Genomic DNA, 16,169 nt, shown 5'->3' with positions numbered 1-16,169 from the left:
ATTGTTTTTTTTTATTTATACGGTGACGACCGAGATCGACAAGGATCATGGCGACTATCGCTCGCAGATCACGGATTTCTACGAGCAGTCGGCCGAAAAGGTTGCCGAGCATCTCAGCGCCGGCAGGATGGTTGTGGTGCTCTCGGAAGGCGACCCGCTTTTCTACGGCTCCTACATGCATCTGCATGTCAGGCTGGCGCATCGCTTTCCGACCGAAGTCATTCCCGGCGTCACCGCCATGTCCGGCTGCTGGTCGGCGACCGGCCTACCGATCGTCCAGGGCGACGACGTGCTGACGGTGCTGCCGGGCACCATGAGCGAATTCGAGCTGACGCGCCGCCTCGCCGACACCGATGCCGCCGTAATCATGAAGGTCGGCCGCAACTTGCCCAAGATCAGGCGTGCGCTGGAGGCGACCGACAAGCTGCCGCGGGCCATCTATGTCGAGCGCGGCACCATGCCGGGCGGCGTCTCGATGCGGCTTGCCGACAAAAAGGACGACCAGGCGCCTTATTTCGCCATCGTGCTGGTCGCCGGCTGGTCGGGGCGGCCAAGCGCATTGGGAGCCGAAGCATGAGCGGCCGCCTGACCGTCATCGGCCTGGGGCCTGGCAACGCCGACCAGGTGACGCCGGAAGCGAACCGGGCCGTCGCCGAGGCGAAATTCTTCTACGGCTACAAGCCTTATCTTGACCGGCTTGATCTGCGTCCCGACCAGATTCGCGTCGCTTCCGACAATCGCGAGGAGCTAGCGCGCTCCAGGGACGCGCTGCTGAAGGCTGCGGAAGGCCACAATGTCGCGGTCGTATCGGGCGGCGATCCCGGCGTCTTCGCCATGGCGGCGGCCGTCTGCGAGGCGATCGAGGCGGGGCCGGTCGAGTGGCGCGCGGTCGACATCGCCATCGTGCCTGGCATCACCGCCATGCTCGCCGTCGCCGCCCGCATCGGCGCGCCGCTCGGCCATGATTTCTGCGCCATCTCGCTGTCAGACAATCTGAAGCCGTGGGATTTGATCGAGCTGCGCCTGCTGGCCGCGGCCGGCGCCGGCTTCGTCATCGCGCTCTACAATCCGATCAGCAAGGCGCGCCCCTGGCAACTCGGCCGCGCCTTCGAATGCCTTGCCGCGATCCTGCCGGGCACCACGCCGGTGATCTTCGGTCGCGCCGCCGGCCGTCCCGACGAGCGCATCGAAGTTTTCTTGCTGGCGGAAGCCGATGCGCAAAATGCCGACATGGCCACCTGCATCATCATCGGTTCACCGGAAACCCGGATCATCAAGCGCGGTGAAAAACCAGCGCTGGTCTACACGCCGCGGTCGGCAGCGGGCCCAAGAACATGACCGACCAGAAAATGATCGACCATCGCGGCAAGAGATTCGACCGTCTCAGCCGACGTGACGTCCGGCAACGCCGGCCTGCGGATCATGACCACCTCGATGCCGAGCGCCCGCGCTGCGGCGATCTTGCCGTAGGTCGCTTCGCCGCCGCTGTTTTTGGAAACGACGACATCGATGCGGTGCTCTTGAAGCAGCGAGTGTTCGTCCGGCTCCTGGAACGGCCCGCGCGCCAAGAGATAGGTCGCGTCGGGCACAGTAAGTCTTGGTTCGACCGGATCGACGCTACGGATGAGATAGTGGTGCTGGGGTGCAGCCTCGAAGGCAGTGATCTCCTGCCGTCCGAGCGCCAGGAACACGCGGCGCTGCGCCGATCCCAGCGCCGTCACCGAGCTGGTAACACCGTCGACCAGCGTCCACTGGTCACCTTCGGCAGGCTCCCAGCCTGGGCGCTTGAGCGCAACGATCGGCACGCCGGATCGGCGCGCTGCTTCCGCCGCATTGGCGGAGATCTGCGCCGCATAGGGATGCGTGGCGTCGATCAGCAGGTCGACGTCCGTCTCGTGGAGATACAACGCCAGCCCGTCGACGCCACCAAAGCCGCCAACCCGCACCGGCACGCCTTGCGCGGCCGGGTTTTCAGTGCGGCCGGCCAGCGACAGCGTAATCGCGAGATCGGAGCGCACCGAGAGTATTCCGGCCACCTGCCGGGCTTCGGTGGTTCCGCCGAGGATCAGAATGCGGTGGGTCATCATGCCTGCTGAAGGTCCGCGCGCCGCCGTGCTCACTCCAAAATGGCTCACGATCATCGGCATCGGCGAGGACGGTGTAGCGGGTCTCGGCGACGAGGCCAAGCAGTTGATCGCGGGTGCCGAATTCGTTTTCGGCGGCAAGCGCCACCTGGCCCTCGTCGCATCGCTCGCCAAAGGTGAAGCGCGCGCCTGGCCGACGCCTTTCGATGCCGAAATGCGCGACGTGCTGGCGCTCTCCGGCAGACGCGTCTGCGTGCTGGCCTCCGGCGATCCCTTCTACCACGGTGTCGGCGTCACCCTCGCCCGCAAGGTCGCGGCGGAGGATATGCGGGTGATCCCCGCGCCCTCGGCCTTCTCGCTGGCCGCCTCACGCTTGGGCTGGGCGCTACAGGACGTCGAGACCATTTCGCTGCATGGCCGCCCGCTCGACCTGATCCGGCCGTTGCTGCATCCTTGCACCCGCATTCTGGCGCTGACCTCGGATAGCGATGCACCGGAAGCGATTGCCCGTCTCATGACCGAACTCGGCTTCGGCGCCTCGCGGTTGACGGTTCTGGAGGCGCTGGGTGGGCAGAACGAAAGGCTGCGCTCGGCGAACGCCGGCGCTTTCGACCTCGAAAAGATCAACCCACTCAACGTGCTCGCAATCGAAGTTGATTCGACCCCGCAATCACGCGTCCTGCCGCTGACATCGGGCCTTGCCGATCATTTGTTCGAGCACGACGGCCAGATCACCAAGCGCGAAGTGCGCGCCGTCACCCTGTCCGCTCTCGCGCCAAGGCGCGGCGAACTGCTGTGGGACATTGGCGCCGGCTCCGGCTCCATCGGCGTCGAATGGATGCTCGCGCATCCCTCCATGCGCGCCATCGCCGTCGAAGGCGATCCGGCCCGCGCCGCGCGCATCCGACACAACGCCGCGGCCTGCGGCGTTCCCGGTCTCGCCGTCGTTGAAGGTTCGGCACCGCAAGCTCTTGCCGGACTGGAAACGCCGGCGGCGATCTTCATCGGCGGCGGCGGCAGCGATGCCGGCGTGCTGGAAAGAGCCATCGATGCCTTACCCGCCGGCGGCCGCCTCGTCGCCAACGCGGTGACGCTGGAGATGGAGGCACTGCTGCTTTCCCGTCACGCTGCGCTCGGCGGCGAGCTCACCCGCATCGCCATATCCCGTGCTTCGCCGGTCGGTTCGATGCAGGCTTGGCGGCCGGCTATGCCGGTCACCCAATGGAGCTGGGTGAAGCCATGATGGTCGCGGGCATCGGCAGCCGCAAAGGCGTCAGCGCACGCGACGTGCTTGCTGCGGTAGAAACCGCGCTGGAGGCGCACGGGCTTGCCCTGCCCGCGCTTTCGGCGCTCGCGACCGCGTCTCTCAAGCAGGATGAAGCGGCAATCTTCGCCGCCGGACGCGAACTCCGCCTTCCGGTGATCGTTGTCGAGCAGGACGAACTCAAAGCTGCATCTACAACCAGCCACTCCAACCTATCACAGGAGCACGCCGGCACGCCGTCGGTTTCCGAAGCCTCCGCGCTTGCCGCCGCCGGCAAAGGCGCAAAACTGCTCGGACCACGCACCGTGCTCGGTGCTGTCACCTGCGCCATCGCCATCAGCGGAGATGCGGTATGACCGTCCATTTCATCGGCGCCGGCCCGGGTGCCGCCGATCTGATCACCTTGCGCGGGAGCCGTCTGCTCGGCAGTTGTCCCGTCTGCCTCTATGCCGGATCGATCGTCGCGCCGGAGCTGTTGCAGCACTGCGCGCCCGGAACGATGTTGATCGACACCGCGCCGATGTCACTCGACGAGATCGAGGCCGAATATCTGGCAGCCCACGCGGCCGGCCATGATGTCACCCGCCTCCATTCTGGCGACCTTTCCGTGTGGAGCGCCGTTGCCGAGCAGATCCGCCGGCTGGAAAAGCACGGCATCCCTTACACGCTGACGCCGGGCGTGCCGTCTTTTGCCGCCGCGGCCGCCGCGCTGCGCCGCGAGCTGACCATTCCGGAAGTCGCGCAAAGCCTGGTGCTGACCCGCATCTCCGGCCGCGCCTCGAAAATGCCGCCCGGAGAAACACTGGCCGGCTTCGGCCGCACCGGCGCCACGCTCGCCATCCACCTCGCCATCCACGCTGTCGACCGCGTCGTCGCCGAGCTGACGCCCTACTACGGCGCCGACTGCCCAGTCGCGGTCGTCTTCCGCGCCTCCTGGCCGGACGAGCGGGTGTTGACCGGCACGCTGGCGACCATTGAGGCGCAGCTAGGCGCGGATCCGATGGAACGCACGGCGATCATCTTCGTCGGCCGCTCGCTGGCGGCGGAAGATTTTAGTGAAAGTTCACTTTACGACGCCCACTACCAGCGGCGTTTTCGCGGACGAGACGGATCGTGAGCGGCAGCAATAGAAACACTACTGTCGAGCAGGCGCTCACCCGGCTGAACTTCAAGCCGCGCCAGCTGGAGCCCGGACATGTCTGGCTGGCCGGCGCCGGCCCTGGCGATCCCGGCTGCCTGACGCTGGAAGTGCTGGCCGCCCTCGGACAGTGCGACGCGCTGGTTTATGACGCGCTGGTCTCGCCCGAAGTCGTCGCCGTCGCCGAGGGCGCGGAACTGTTCTATGCCGGCAAGCGCGGTGGCAAACCATCGATGAAGCAGGACGACATCACCGCTCTGCTGGTCCGGCTGGCGCGCGAGGGCCGGCGCGTCGTCAGGCTGAAGGGCGGCGACCCCTATATTTTCGGGCGTGGCGGCGAAGAGGCGCTGGCGCTGGCCGGGGAAACCATCCCGTTCCACATCCTGCCTGGCCTGACGTCCGGCCTCAGCGCGCTGGCCGCCACCGGCATTCCCGGCACCATGCGCGGCATCAACAAGGCGCTGATCCTGGCGACCGGTCACGCCGCCGGCACCGATGACGATCTCGACTGGGCGGCCATCGCCCGTACCGGCCAGCCGGTGGTCATCTATATGGGCATGGCCAATCTCCCGCTGATCGCCGCCTCGCTGCTTGAGGGCGGGCTGGCGCCTTCGACGCCCGCCGCGGTAATTGTCGCTGCGACGACACCGCAGGAACGGATCGTCGTCGCCACGCTCGCCACCATTGCGGAAGAGGCAGCGGCCGCCGGTCTGACCTCGCCGGCGCTGATCGTCGTTGGCGGCATCGTCGCGATGCGCGCGGCATTGGCGGGTGAGTCATGACCCGCGCCATCATCATCGGCGCGCCGCGCTCGGGCTCGGGCAAGACCAGCGTCACCATCGGCATTCTGCGCGCGCTCGCCCGGCGCGGCCTGAAGGTGCGCGGCGCCAAATCCGGCCCGGACTATATCGATCCCGGCTTCCACGCCGCAGCCACCGGCCTGTCCGGCGTCAATCTCGACAGTTGGGCAATGCCGCCTGCCCTGCTCAACGCGCTGGCTGGTGAAGCGAACGAGGATGCCGAATTTATCTTTCTCGAAAGCGCCATGGGCCTGTTCGACGGGATTCCGGCTGCTCCAGGACGGTCCGGCTCGGCTGCCGACCTTGCCCGGCTCTACGGCCTGCCGGTGCTGCTGGTGCTCGACGTTTCCGGCCAGTCGACCACGGCAGCGGCCGTCGCCAAGGGTTTTGCCACCTACGATCCGGATGTGCGCATGGCGGGGGTCGTGCTCAACCGGCTCGGCAGCGAGCGCCACCGCCGGCTATGCGGCGATGCCATCGAGGCACTCGGGCTGCCTGTCGTCGGCGCTATCTTGCGCGATCCCTCGCTCAACCTGCCCGAGCGCCATCTCGGCCTCGTCCAGGCCGGCGAATATGAGAATCTGATGGCGCACCTCGACCGGCTGGCCGACATGGTCGAGCGCTCGCTCGACCTCGACGCCATCATGGCGCTGGCGGCGCCATTCACGCCCGCGCCGGGCAATTTCGGCGACGCGCTGCCGCCCCCCGGCCAGCGCATTGCACTTGCCGAGGACGCCGCCTTCAGCTTCCTCTATCCGCATGTCGCCATGCATTGGCGCAAGGCCGGCGCCGAGATTATTCCCTTCTCGCCACTCGCCGACGAAGCACCAGGCGACAATTGCGATGTCTGTTGGCTGCCCGGCGGCTATCCCGAGCTTCACGCCGGTCGCCTCGCCGCCGCGGCGAATTTCAGAGCCGGCATGGCGCGGTTCGCCGCTACGCGGCCGGTGCATGGTGAGTGCGGCGGCTTCATGGTGCTCGGCGAGGCGCTCGAGGACGCGTCGGGCGAGACGCATCGAATGCTTGGCCTGCTCGGTCATTCGACCAGCTTCGCCAAGCGCAAGATGAATCTCGGCTACCGCGAGGCGCGGCTGCGTTCCGGGTGCCCGCTCGGCAGCCACGGCACGCTGATCCGCGGCCACGAATTCCATTATGCGCAGATGATCGCGACCGGCAATGACGAGCCGCTGGCCGACCTCGCCGATGGGCAAGGCAATCCGCTCGGCGCCTCCGGCTACCGGCGCGGCCATGTCAGCGGCACCTTCTTCCATGCCATTGCGAGGGGTGGATGAAGGCCTCGCAACGGCAGATTTTCGAGGACATCGCGCTTTGCCTCGTCTTCTTCACCCGGCTGCCGCTGCCGAGAACCGACTTCCGCGTCCGTAGCCTTGCTGCCGCGATCTGGGCGGCGCCCGTGGCCGGCCTCGCCGTCGCTCTGGCCGGTGCGCTGGTCTACGCCATCGGGACAAGGCTCGGCCTGGCCGGAGGGTCTGCCGCCGCATTGACCCTTGCCGCGATCTTGCTCGCCACCGGCTGTCTGCATGAGGACGGGCTTTCGGATGTCGCCGACGGTTTTGGCGGCGGCAAGACACGCGACAGAAAGCTGGAGATCATGCGCGACAGCCGCATCGGTGCCTACGGCGCTTGTGCACTTGCTGTCTCGCTGCTGATCCGCTGGACCGTGCTCGCCGAACTCGCCGGCCCGGTCTACGTGTTCTGGGCCCTCATAGCCGCGCATGCCGCTTCGCGCGGCCTGCTCGGCGCGTTCATGCACCTGTTGCCGCCAGCGCGCGCAGACGGCCTCTCGGCCAATGCGGGGACGGTCTCGGCCGAGACCGCTGGTATCGGGGCCGTGCTCGGCGCCATCCCACTGCTGGCGCTTGGGTTCGGCGCTGCCGTTTTCGCGATCATCCTGCTCGGTCTGTTATTCGCCGCCTTCCGCGCGCTTTGCCTCAATCAGATCGGCGGCCAGACCGGCGACACCGTCGGCGCCCTTCAGCAGCTCGGCGAGATCGCAATCCTGCTCGTCGCTTCCGTTTCCCTATCCTGACTCTGTTTCGGAGATTTTGCCCCCATGCCTTTCAAATCGCTCGATGAACTGCGCGCCGCCTGCCTCGACCTGCCCAATGGCAGCGACGCCGCGGCCAATGCCGTCGCCCACCGCCAGGACACCCTGACCAAGCCGCAAGGCAGCCTCGGCCGGCTGGAGGCGATAGCCGCCTGGCTGGCGCGCTGGCAGGGCCGCGACATGCCAAAACTCGACCGCGTCAAGGTCTTCGTCTTCGCCGGCAATCACGGCGTCACCGCACAGGGCGTGTCGGCCTTCCCCTCGGAAGTCACCGTGCAGATGGTGGCGAATTTCGCCGGCGGCGGCGCCGCCATCAACCAGCTTGCCCGCATTGCCGGTGCCGAACTCGACGTCATCCCGCTCGACCTCGACCGTCCGACCGGCGATTTCACCCAAGGACCCGCAATGAATGACGAGGCCTTCCTCGCCGCTGTCTCCGCGGGCTACGACGCGGTCAGCAAGGATCTCGACCTCGTCTGCTTCGGTGAAATGGGCATCGGCAACACCACCCCGGCGGCGGCCATCTCAACCGCGCTGTTCGGCGGCGGCGCGGAAAGATGGACCGGGCGCGGCACCGGCGTCGATGATGCCGGCCTTGTGCGCAAGATCGTCGCCATCGAGGCCGGCCTCAAGCGCCACGCCGAGGCTCTCACTGATCCCCTGCAGATCGCAGCCACGCTTGGCGGGCGCGAACTCGCCGCCATCTTCGGCGCAACGCTCGCCGCTCGCCGTCTTGGTGTGCCGGTGCTGCTCGACGGCTTCGTCTGCACCGCCGCCGCCGCACCCCTGGCGAAACTGCACCCGGCAGGCCTCGCCCACACACTCGCTGCCCACGTCTCCGCCGAATCCGGCCATCGCCGCCTGCTCGAAGCGCTCGGCCTGCCGCCGCTGCTTGATCTCGGCATGCGGCTCGGCGAAGGCTCCGGCGCCTGCCTCGCCGTCAACATTGTTCGTTCAGCGCTCGAATGCCACGCCCGCATGGCAAGCTTTGCTGAGGCTGGTGTTTCGGAGACGTAAACGCTCGCAAAGTTTGGGCTGCGTCGATGAACGAACCCTCGCAACATTTCGGAAACCCCAAACAGGGGCTTCGCGATATTCTTGCTCGGATTATCGAAGATTTCGACAGCAAGAGCGGAGCTTTTGCTGGGTTGAAATACAATTCGCCGTGGATACTGGCCACGGCGGATTGGGCAGAGCGATCCGGCCATACGGTCGAAGAACTGTGCGAGATGATTTCTCAATGGCGAATTTCAATTTTTTCCGGCGAGCAGACAAATCCGAAAATCGTTCAGATTTTCGAAGATCTTCGCAGCGCTGCGGAGGAGTGGAGAACCGAGACGGACTATGTCGATCCGCCTACTCCCTATAACCCTGAAGAGGCAAAATTCCCTAATCGCAAGGAGCTGAAAGCCCATACCCTTAAGGCTTGGAGTTCTTTGGGGCTATCGACGCAATGGCATCAATACGATGCCCGAGACCTTAGTTTTAGCGGAATCTTCGAAGACAAATTTGGTCATGATATTAGATTCTCGATGACTTTCAAGCTAGCATACGGTGGCCCCGTAAGATTGTTCTTCCAATTTCCTTACTATTCGGAAGGCGATCCGAGACATCTAGACCTCTTTATGCTTTCAGGCTGGTTTGTCTGTCAGGACCTCCGTTTGCCCGAAGCACCCGACCTTAAATGGACCGTCGGTAAAAGCAGGACAAACTTCGATGCCGTCGACGGCGTCTTGGCCATAGTGCGGGCGATCCTCAGCTGTCTGCGGCCAACTATCCAATAGCGGTTGCATAAATGCGGCCACCCGACAGCGGCGAAACATCCCGCTTTCTAGGTCTTTCCACCAATTTTCTGAAAAATTTGGTGGGTGCGCACAGGATTGAACTGTGGACCCGCTGATTAAGAGTCAGCTGCTCTACCAACTGAGCTACGCACCCACTCGGCCGGCAAAACCGGCGTTGGCCGGCATATAGCCGCCGACATCCGCCATGTCCAGCCCTGCCGGATTCATTTCCCGACAAATCGCACCGGGGGTCTCGTCATCCCTGGGCGGAGCGAACGCGAAGCGGAGCGCAGACCCTGGGACCCGTGCCGTGACAGTCGTCGAAGAACGCAGCGACGCGGATTAGCATCCGTCCGCAAATGAGCAGAAAGACGGCGGCTAGTTGAAGTCCAGCTTGCACCGTCGGCGCGTTGCCGTCCGGTCACGGCATGGATCCCAGAGTCTTCGCGAGTCGCTTCGCTCCTGCTCCGCCCTAGGAAGACGAAGCGTAAGGTAGGATCAGACAAACAGCTTGCCTTCCGCCACCTTGACCGCATGGCCGCCGATGCGGGCGGCTGCCAGTTTGCCGCCTTCGACATTCAGTTCGAGGCGAATGCGCGACGGCCGGCCCATCTCCAGCCCTTGCTCGATCCACAGCTGCGACGCACCATCCGTCGGCCGGTCGAAATGCATGATCGCGCCGGCGAAGGCGGCGGCCGCCGAGCCGGTCGCCGGGTCTTCGTAGGAAGGGTTGCCGGGTACGACCATGCGGACATGGAAGGCGCTGTCGTGGTGCACCGTCTCGCGGCAATACACATAGGGGCTGGCGAAGGCCCATTCGCTCTTGCGCGGCGCCAGTTCCGTCCACGCCTGGTTGTCCAGCCTGATCCGGGCAGCCGCCTCTAGATTGGCGACGGGGATGGTCACGTAAGGCACTCCAGCCGACCAAAATGAAACGCGGTGGTTCTCGAAGCCGATCTCGTGCGGCCCAAGGCCAAGGGCCGCACCGATCGCCTCGGGATCGGCCGACAATTCCAGCTGCGCCGGCAGTTTTGCCAGGTCGAACTCGGCGAAGGTCGAACCATCGTGCTTGCTGACAGCGCAGCGCACCGGGCCGATATTCTCCTCGAGCACGAAGATGCCGGCGGCCTCTCCCGCCATTTCGGCGAGCGCTATCGCCGAGCCGACAGTTGGGTGGCCGGCGAACGGCATTTCATAGTGAGGCGTGAAGATTCGGATGCGGGCCCGGTGCTTCGGGTTGTCGGGCGGCAGCACGAAGACGGTTTCGGACAGGTTGAACTCGCGCGCCACCGCCTGCATCGCCGCAACGTCCAGCCCGTCGCAGTCGAGTACCACGGCCAGCGGATTGCCGGCCAGCCGGGTGGTGGTGAATACGTCGTAAAGCAAGTAATTCCGCTTCTGCATTTCAGTAAGTCCTCTGCCTCATTCCCAACATGAGCGAAATTTAATTTGAATTTTGAACCATTAGGCCTGATTTGTGCACTGATGGGACATCACTGAACATAGGGGTCCGGCGTGGACCAGATTGTCAATCTGCCAAAGACGGATTCCACTTCCGCCATCGAGACGGCGCTCGGGCTTGACCACCAGGGCCTGAAGACAAAACGCCGTCGCGGTTGGCTTTACGCAGTGTTCGCACTGCTTGCCGTCGCCGCGGCTTTTGCCGGCTATGAGTGGTACGCGGGCTCGCCCGCCAAGATCGAGTATACCACGACACTGGCTGCCATGGCCGATCTTACCGTCGCGGTTTCGGCTACTGGCACGCTGCAGCCCCTCACCCAGGTCGATATTTCCAGCGAACTCTCCGGCGTCGTCCGCTCGGTCTCGGTCAACGAGAACCAGCTGGTGAAGAAGGGCGATGTGCTGGCCGCGCTCGACACTGCCAAGCTGGAGGTCCAGATCGAGCGCGCCCAGGCCTCCGCCAAGGCGGCGGCGGCGAGCGTCGAGGACGCCACCGTGACCCTGGCCGAAAACGAAAAGGGCCTGGTGCGCGCGGCGCAATTGACCAAGCGCGGCATGGCGACGGACCAGTCGCTTGAAGCGGCAACCGCCACGCGCGACCGCTCGAAGGCGGCGCTCGATATCGCCAGAGCCAACCTCGCCATGGCCAATGCCGATCTCAAGGCGCAGCAGACGGATCTTGCCAAGAGCACCATCTACGCTCCCATCGACGGCATCATATTGACGCGCTCGGTCGACCCCGGCCAGACGGTCGCCTCGTCGCTGCAGGCGCCGGTGCTGTTCGTCATCGCAGCGGATCTGAAGAACATGGAGCTGAAGGCTGCGGTCGACGAGGCCGACATCGGCGCCGTCAAACCCGGCCAGCATGCGCGCTTCACCGTCGATGCGTTCCCTGAACGGCCATTCGACGCCGAAATCCGCGACATTTCCTATGCCTCGGTCACTACCGACGGCGTCGTCACTTACGATGCAAGGCTGGATGTCGACAACAGCGAGCTTCTGTTGCGGCCCGGCATGACCGCCACCGTCTCGGTCGTCACCAAGCAGGCCAAAAACGTGCTAACCGTGCCGTCCATCGCCTTCCGCTACCGGCCGGCGCAGACGGCGGAGCGCGGTTGGAGCCTCACCGACCTGTTCACTGGCCGCATGGGACGCCCCGGAGGCAACCGCCAGCGCCAGGCGGCGACGAAGCCCACCGACGGCTCGCGCACGCTCTACGTGCTGGAGAATGGGCGGCCGCATCCGGTCAACGTCAAGGTCGGCTCGACAGATGGCGAACTGACCGAGATCGTTTCCGGCCTCGAGGAAGGCGCGCAAGTCATTACCGCCTCGCAGCAGAGGAGCTGATCGTGGCATCCGGCGCGACCCTCATCGGCTTCGACAAGGTCTGCAAAAGCTATGGCCAGGGCGAAGCCCGGGTGCATGCGCTGGCCGGCGTCGACCTCGCCATCAGGCGCGGCGAATTCGTCGCCATCATGGGCCCGTCCGGCTCGGGCAAATCGACGGCCATGAACATCATTGGCTGCCTCGACACGCCGACGGCCGGGACCTACAGCTTCGAAGGCATCGACGCCGGCCGTCTCGACCGCAACCGCCGTGCTCAGCTGCGCAATCTTTATGTCGGCTTCGTTTTCCAGGGCTATAATCTGTTGCCGCGCACCACGGCGGCCGAGAATGTCGAACTGCCGCTGATCTATCGCGGCGTCGGTGCCCGCGAGCGCCGCGGCCTGGCCATGCAGGCACTTGCCGAGGTCGGCCTTATCGGCCGCGAGCATCATACGCCGGCCGAGCTGTCCGGCGGCCAGCAGCAGCGCGTGGCGATCGCGCGCGCCATCGTCACCAGGCCGACGCTGCTCGTCGCCGACGAACCGACCGGCAATCTCGACACCGCCCGCACGCACGAGATCATGGAGCTCCTGACGCAGTTGAATACCGAGCTCGGTCTGACCATCGCGATGGTCACGCACGAAGCCGATGTTGCCGGCTGTGCGCAGCGCACGATCCGTTTCCTCGATGGCCATGTCGCCTCGGACACAGCCAATCTCGAGATGGCCTAGCCATGATCTGGGAAACCGTTCGCCTCTCGCTCCGCTCCATCCGCCGCAACGTGCTGCGCTCGTTCCTGACACTGCTCGGCATCGTCATCGGCGTCGCCGCCGTTATCGCCATGCTGACCATCGGCTCGGGCACCACCGAGAAGGTCAAGTCCGACATTTCCAAGCTCGGCAGCAACCTGCTCGTCATTCGTTCCGGCCGGCCGGCCGGACCCGGCGGCCCGGGAGGGCTCGACCAGGTGGTCCGGCCTCTTGCCGACAAGGACTTCGCCGCGCTTGTCGCGCACCTGGACGGCGCGCGCGCCATCTCGCCGGCGTCGCAAAAGCAGGTGCGCGTCATTTTCGGCACCGAAAGCCTGACCTCGGGCGTCACCGGCACCGACAGCGCCTATCTCGATGCCCGCGACTGGAAGCTGGTCTCGGGCCGCCCCTTCAGCGATTCGGAAACCCGCTCCGGCACCGGCGTCTGCCTCGTCGGCGAGACGGTGCGCCAGCAGTTCTTCGGCGCCGGCGATCCCGAAGGCGAGATCATCCGCGTCAACCGCACCTCCTGCAAGATCATCGGCCTGCTCGAACCGAAGGGCTATACCGGCTTCGGCCAGGACCAGGACAATGTCGTGCTGATGCCGCTTGCCGCCTATCAGCGTCGCATTGCCGGTAATCGCGACATCGACTCGATCTATGTCGCCGCCGACGACCGTACGCTGACCACGGTGCTGCAGCAGCGCGTCGAGGACATCTTGCGCGACACACGCCGCATCACGCCCGACCGTGACGATGATTTCTCGATCCGCGACATGACCCAGATCGCCGATGCCATGGCCAGCGCGACCACCACCATGACTGGCATGCTCGGCGCCGTCGCCGGCGTCAGCCTGCTCGTCGGCGGCATCGGCATCATGAACATCATGCTGGTGTCGGTAACCGAGCGCACGCGCGAGATCGGCATCAGGCTCGCCATCGGCGCCCACGAAAAGCATATCCTCATCCAGTTCCTGGTCGAGGCAACCGTGCTGTCGCTGCTTGGCGGCATCATCGGCATCCTGATCGGCCTGGCGCTTGCCGGCCTTGCCTCGCTGACGCTGACGATCCCGTTTGCGCCAAGCCCGGCGGTCATCCTGCTTGCGGTCGGCTTCTCCGCGCTGATCGGAATGGTGTTCGGCTTCTTCCCGGCGCTGCGCGGCGCGCGGCTTAACCCGATCGACGCGCTGAGACATGAGTAGGCGTTGCAGCAAGTGTCGCCTCCAGACGCTGCCGATTTTTTATGCAACCTGCCCTTGTCGCAGCACATTCTGCAATGATAACAATGCTGTTGGGGACTAAGGGGGAACAATGGATGAGCAAGAAAGCGCGACTGGCTCTGGCGATTGTGATCGTCGAAGCCGCCTTGGCAGGGCTTTGGTGGAATTTGATCCTTTATGGGATGGAGAATCCCGATCGCGTCACCGCTGACTTCCAGCAGGTAATTGGGCAGACGATGGGAACGGCGATGGGGGCGCTCCTGGGTCTCGGCGTGCTGTTGTATTTTGTCGCCGCCCGCAACGACCGCAAGGCTATTGAAGGCAGGCTACGACGTTAGAGTCGGAAGCCTTGCTCGCTCGCAAAGTGCCATTCGATCAGCGGTCTCATATGCGGCATCAGCCCGTCCGGCAGATCGGCGGCATTGCGGATGATGACGGGGCCTTCGATTTCAGGCTCTGACTCGGCGGCGACGAAAGCGCTGATCCGCTGTGCCAGGTCGTCGGCGGAGGCCGTCTCGCGGTAGCGGCGAAAGATCACCGTGCCGCTTGCCGTCGACAGGGCGTAATGGTGCCTGCCGCGTGCCGCGCCTGATAGGTCGAGGCCGGTCTCTTCCCGCACCTCGCGGATCATGTTGAAGTCGACGTCGACAAGGCCGTCGTGGAAATCGGTTGGCTCGAACGAACCGGCGGCGAAGTAGACGCGCCCGGCATTGACCGTATGCGGCGCCATGCGGATCGCCACCAACGCGTTGTCGCCGGCGACCAGCATGGCGTGCGCGTAGGCATGTTCGGCGCCAGGCACCTGCCTATTGCTGCGCCAAAGCATGAAGGTCGAATAACGCACCGCATGGCAGCGGCCGACGAGGCGATTGTCGCGATAGCTGAGAGCGGAAAGCAGCACCACGGTGCCGTCAAAAAGCGCCGGCTTGGCTGCGGTCTCACGCCGCCAGTTTGCGGCGATCGCCTCGGCATTATCGCGCTCGAACGGATGTGGGCCGGGATCGAGCCTGACGTCGATGGCATCGACCGGCAGGATGACGTTGCGCGGCAGGTCGAAACTCACGCGTGTCTCACGCCATGTCGAGGGCAATTGCTACCGGGCAATGGTCGGATGCCTTAGGCCGGTCCCACCCGGCGCGTGGAAAGCGCTCGACCTCCTGGCCCGCCGGAAATATGGTCCGCCAGGGCTGGCCGTTGCGGATGATATCGGGAACGGCGGTGGCGTTCTGCCTGGCTAGCGCCCTCGACAAAAGGATGTAGTCGAGCTGGCAGAGATGCCGCTCTTCCGGTCCGCGCGTGTGATAGAAAGTCCAGCGATCCATTTCCGGCCGCCGCTCGACCGCGTTTTCGCAAAAACCGCCGGCAGTGAGCACGTCGATGCAGGACCGGGTCTCGTCGATGACCTCGAAGCGATAGCCGTCGACGGCATCGCCGGTAATCTTCACGCGCTGCCGGTAGTCGTTCATGTCGCCGCAGATTGCCCAGCGTTTGTCGGCGGCATGGTCCTTGCCGAAGCGCTCCTCAATGATCCGCCGCACCGCTTGCGCCTCGGCGATGCGCAGCGGCATTGTTGCTTCACGGCCGTCGAGGCCGTTGCGGGGAGAGCCCATCGACTTGAAATGCACGAGATAGAGTGTCAACGGCGCGCCAGCCACCGTCAGATCGATTTCCAGGCAGTCGCGCCGGAAGATGCGTTCATTGGCCTGATGTCCAAGCGCTGCCAATTCCGCCGTGTGCAGCCCGAATTGCTCGAACGTGACATAGGCGTAGCTGGTCATACGCACGAATTCGATCGGCTGGCCCTGCGCGGTCTCGTTGCGCATCATCACGGCGACGTCAATGCCGCGCGAATCATTGCCGGCGGTGGTGTATTTCTGCCGGTAGCCTTGCCCCACCATCTTGAACAGATAGCCATATTCGAAGGCCCTCAGCGCCTCGATATTGTCGACCTCCTGCATGCAGATGATGTCGGCGCGGGTGGCCGCGATCGCCAGTGCCGTCAACTGCCGCGTGTCGTCAGACTGCGCGATCGCCCGCGCCTGCTCGAGCATCTTGTATTCGGCCTCGCTCTGGATGTCGAAAAGCGCCAGCGTGCGATCTTCGTTGAGCTGATTGCGGTATCCGGAATAATCAAACCTGTTCATCAGGTTTTCGACGTTGAATGTGGCAAGGCGCAGCGACATGGCTTTGACCTTTGCCCGCAAGCGCGCTCGAAAACAAGGGCGTAGAACCCAGGCGGCCCCGATTGACCGCGCGCTCGTCATGGTTGATGGAA

Annotated in this window: 18 protein-coding genes and 1 tRNA gene; 14 read left to right on the top strand and 5 right to left on the bottom strand. The window is 64.9% G+C overall.

Annotation, left to right across the window (positions count from 1 at the left end):
- Both NKH89_RS11940 and NKH89_RS11935 read left to right on the top strand, forming a co-directional pair.
- Window positions 1-577, top strand: a 577-nt coding sequence (locus NKH89_RS11940) for a precorrin-2 C(20)-methyltransferase (RefSeq protein WP_352908915.1), incomplete at its 5' end; no start/stop codon positions are given.
- The gene (locus NKH89_RS11935; RefSeq protein WP_023720758.1) at window positions 574-1,338 is read left to right on the top strand and encodes a precorrin-3B C(17)-methyltransferase; all 765 of its coding nucleotides are present in this window, start codon (window positions 574-576) and stop codon (window positions 1,336-1,338) included. The genes NKH89_RS11940 and NKH89_RS11935, both read left to right, overlap by 4 nt.
- Here NKH89_RS11935 and NKH89_RS11930 read toward each other — a convergent pair.
- Window positions 1,302-2,084 carry a cobalt-precorrin-6A reductase gene (locus NKH89_RS11930; RefSeq protein WP_023720759.1) on the bottom strand — a complete coding sequence of 261 codons (783 nt, stop codon included), beginning with the start codon at window positions 2,082-2,084 and terminating at the stop codon, window positions 1,302-1,304. The genes NKH89_RS11935 and NKH89_RS11930 overlap by 37 nt on opposite strands.
- Window position 2,085: 1 nt before the next feature.
- Between NKH89_RS11930 and cbiE the strand changes: the two genes are divergently transcribed.
- The 8 genes from cbiE to NKH89_RS11890 are packed head-to-tail and all read left to right on the top strand — an operon-like array spanning window position 2,086 to window position 9,138.
- Window positions 2,086-3,327 (top strand): precorrin-6y C5,15-methyltransferase (decarboxylating) subunit CbiE, encoded by a 1,242-nt coding sequence (cbiE, locus tag NKH89_RS11925; protein ID WP_352496382.1) that lies wholly within the window; start codon window positions 2,086-2,088, stop codon window positions 3,325-3,327.
- Window positions 3,324-3,704, top strand: coding sequence for a cobalamin biosynthesis protein (locus NKH89_RS11920; protein ID WP_023720761.1), 381 nt, complete (start codon window positions 3,324-3,326; stop codon window positions 3,702-3,704). Before cbiE ends, NKH89_RS11920 begins: the two co-directional genes overlap by 4 nt.
- Window positions 3,701-4,465, top strand: a complete 765-nt coding sequence (cobM, locus tag NKH89_RS11915; RefSeq protein WP_352496381.1) for a precorrin-4 C(11)-methyltransferase — start codon at window positions 3,701-3,703, stop codon at window positions 4,463-4,465. Before NKH89_RS11920 ends, cobM begins: the two co-directional genes overlap by 4 nt.
- Entirely contained in the window at window positions 4,462-5,268 is an 807-nt protein-coding gene (gene cobA / locus NKH89_RS11910; RefSeq protein WP_352496380.1) for a uroporphyrinogen-III C-methyltransferase, read from the top strand. Before cobM ends, cobA begins: the two co-directional genes overlap by 4 nt.
- A complete protein-coding gene (locus NKH89_RS11905) occupies window positions 5,265-6,578 on the top strand; it encodes a cobyrinic acid a,c-diamide synthase CobB (protein WP_352908912.1) in 1,314 nt (437 codons plus the stop codon). Before cobA ends, NKH89_RS11905 begins: the two co-directional genes overlap by 4 nt.
- Complete coding sequence (cobS, locus tag NKH89_RS11900; RefSeq protein WP_352855236.1) at window positions 6,575-7,336, top strand: adenosylcobinamide-GDP ribazoletransferase; 762 nt, start codon at window positions 6,575-6,577, stop codon at window positions 7,334-7,336. Before NKH89_RS11905 ends, cobS begins: the two co-directional genes overlap by 4 nt.
- 24 nt (window positions 7,337-7,360) lie before the next feature.
- On the top strand, window positions 7,361-8,371 hold the full coding sequence (cobT, locus tag NKH89_RS11895; RefSeq protein WP_023720766.1) for a nicotinate-nucleotide--dimethylbenzimidazole phosphoribosyltransferase: 1,011 nt from the start codon (window positions 7,361-7,363) through the stop codon (window positions 8,369-8,371).
- A gap of 26 nt (window positions 8,372-8,397) precedes the next feature.
- Complete coding sequence (locus tag NKH89_RS11890; RefSeq protein WP_023720767.1) at window positions 8,398-9,138, top strand: hypothetical protein; 741 nt, start codon at window positions 8,398-8,400, stop codon at window positions 9,136-9,138.
- A 78-nt stretch (window positions 9,139-9,216) separates the two neighbouring features.
- On the opposite strand, the gene NKH89_RS11885 is transcribed toward NKH89_RS11890, so the two are convergent.
- Together NKH89_RS11885 and NKH89_RS11880 are read right to left on the bottom strand one after the other, a co-directional pair.
- Window positions 9,217-9,292 (bottom strand) — tRNA-Lys (locus NKH89_RS11885).
- Between the two features lie 344 nt (window positions 9,293-9,636).
- On the bottom strand, window positions 9,637-10,542 hold the full coding sequence (locus tag NKH89_RS11880) for a PhzF family phenazine biosynthesis protein (RefSeq protein WP_352908910.1): 906 nt from the start codon (window positions 10,540-10,542) through the stop codon (window positions 9,637-9,639).
- 111 nt (window positions 10,543-10,653) lie between these two features.
- Between NKH89_RS11880 and NKH89_RS11875 the strand changes: the two genes are divergently transcribed.
- The 4 genes from NKH89_RS11875 (at window position 10,654) to NKH89_RS11860 (ending at window position 14,232) form a co-directional block, all read left to right on the top strand.
- Window positions 10,654-11,946 (top strand): efflux RND transporter periplasmic adaptor subunit, encoded by a 1,293-nt coding sequence (locus NKH89_RS11875; RefSeq protein WP_352639666.1) that lies wholly within the window; start codon window positions 10,654-10,656, stop codon window positions 11,944-11,946.
- A 2-nt stretch (window positions 11,947-11,948) separates the two neighbouring features.
- Window positions 11,949-12,656 (top strand): ABC transporter ATP-binding protein, encoded by a 708-nt coding sequence (locus NKH89_RS11870; RefSeq protein ID WP_352495192.1) that lies wholly within the window; start codon window positions 11,949-11,951, stop codon window positions 12,654-12,656.
- Between the two features lie 2 nt (window positions 12,657-12,658).
- A complete protein-coding gene (locus NKH89_RS11865; RefSeq protein ID WP_352495191.1) occupies window positions 12,659-13,876 on the top strand; it encodes an ABC transporter permease in 1,218 nt (405 codons plus the stop codon).
- A 113-nt stretch (window positions 13,877-13,989) separates the two neighbouring features.
- Window positions 13,990-14,232 carry a hypothetical protein gene (locus tag NKH89_RS11860; protein ID WP_023720771.1) on the top strand — a complete coding sequence of 81 codons (243 nt, stop codon included), beginning with the start codon at window positions 13,990-13,992 and terminating at the stop codon, window positions 14,230-14,232.
- Here NKH89_RS11860 and NKH89_RS11855 read toward each other — a convergent pair.
- Both NKH89_RS11855 and NKH89_RS11850 read right to left on the bottom strand, forming a co-directional pair.
- Window positions 14,229-14,957 (bottom strand): hypothetical protein, encoded by a 729-nt coding sequence (locus NKH89_RS11855; RefSeq protein WP_023720772.1) that lies wholly within the window; start codon window positions 14,955-14,957, stop codon window positions 14,229-14,231. The two genes, NKH89_RS11860 and NKH89_RS11855, sit on opposite strands and share 4 nt — an antisense overlap.
- Before the next feature lie 7 nt (window positions 14,958-14,964).
- Complete coding sequence (locus NKH89_RS11850; RefSeq protein ID WP_023720773.1) at window positions 14,965-16,077, bottom strand: endonuclease/exonuclease/phosphatase family protein; 1,113 nt, start codon at window positions 16,075-16,077, stop codon at window positions 14,965-14,967.
- Window positions 16,078-16,169 lie beyond the last annotated feature (92 nt).

It is taken from the genome of Mesorhizobium sp. M0923 (assembly GCF_040319365.1).
GTDB lineage: Bacteria > Pseudomonadota > Alphaproteobacteria > Rhizobiales > Rhizobiaceae > Mesorhizobium.
This window is presented reverse-complemented; position numbering and strand designations above follow the sequence as displayed.

Bases quoted from the DNA above. Each gene is read 5' to 3' on its own strand.
- cobM (WP_352496381.1), top strand. From the start codon at position 3,701: ATGACCGTCCATTTCATCGGCGCCGGCCCGGGTGCCGCCGATCTGATC.
- NKH89_RS11850 (WP_023720773.1), bottom strand. From the start codon at position 16,077: ATGTCGCTGCGCCTTGCCACATTCAACGTCGAAAACCTGATGAACAGG.
- NKH89_RS11930 (WP_023720759.1), bottom strand. From the start codon at position 2,084: ATGACCCACCGCATTCTGATCCTCGGCGGAACCACCGAAGCCCGGCAG.
- cobT (WP_023720766.1), top strand. From the start codon at position 7,361: ATGCCTTTCAAATCGCTCGATGAACTGCGCGCCGCCTGCCTCGACCTG.
- NKH89_RS11920 (WP_023720761.1), top strand. From the start codon at position 3,324: ATGATGGTCGCGGGCATCGGCAGCCGCAAAGGCGTCAGCGCACGCGAC.
- NKH89_RS11865 (WP_352495191.1), top strand. From the start codon at position 12,659: ATGATCTGGGAAACCGTTCGCCTCTCGCTCCGCTCCATCCGCCGCAAC.
- NKH89_RS11860 (WP_023720771.1), top strand. From the start codon at position 13,990: ATGAGCAAGAAAGCGCGACTGGCTCTGGCGATTGTGATCGTCGAAGCC.
- NKH89_RS11935 (WP_023720758.1), top strand. From the start codon at position 574: ATGAGCGGCCGCCTGACCGTCATCGGCCTGGGGCCTGGCAACGCCGAC.
- cobS (WP_352855236.1), top strand. From the start codon at position 6,575: ATGAAGGCCTCGCAACGGCAGATTTTCGAGGACATCGCGCTTTGCCTC.
- NKH89_RS11880 (WP_352908910.1), bottom strand. From the start codon at position 10,542: ATGCAGAAGCGGAATTACTTGCTTTACGACGTATTCACCACCACCCGG.
- cbiE (WP_352496382.1), top strand. From the start codon at position 2,086: ATGCCTGCTGAAGGTCCGCGCGCCGCCGTGCTCACTCCAAAATGGCTC.
- NKH89_RS11905 (WP_352908912.1), top strand. From the start codon at position 5,265: ATGACCCGCGCCATCATCATCGGCGCGCCGCGCTCGGGCTCGGGCAAG.
- NKH89_RS11890 (WP_023720767.1), top strand. From the start codon at position 8,398: ATGAACGAACCCTCGCAACATTTCGGAAACCCCAAACAGGGGCTTCGC.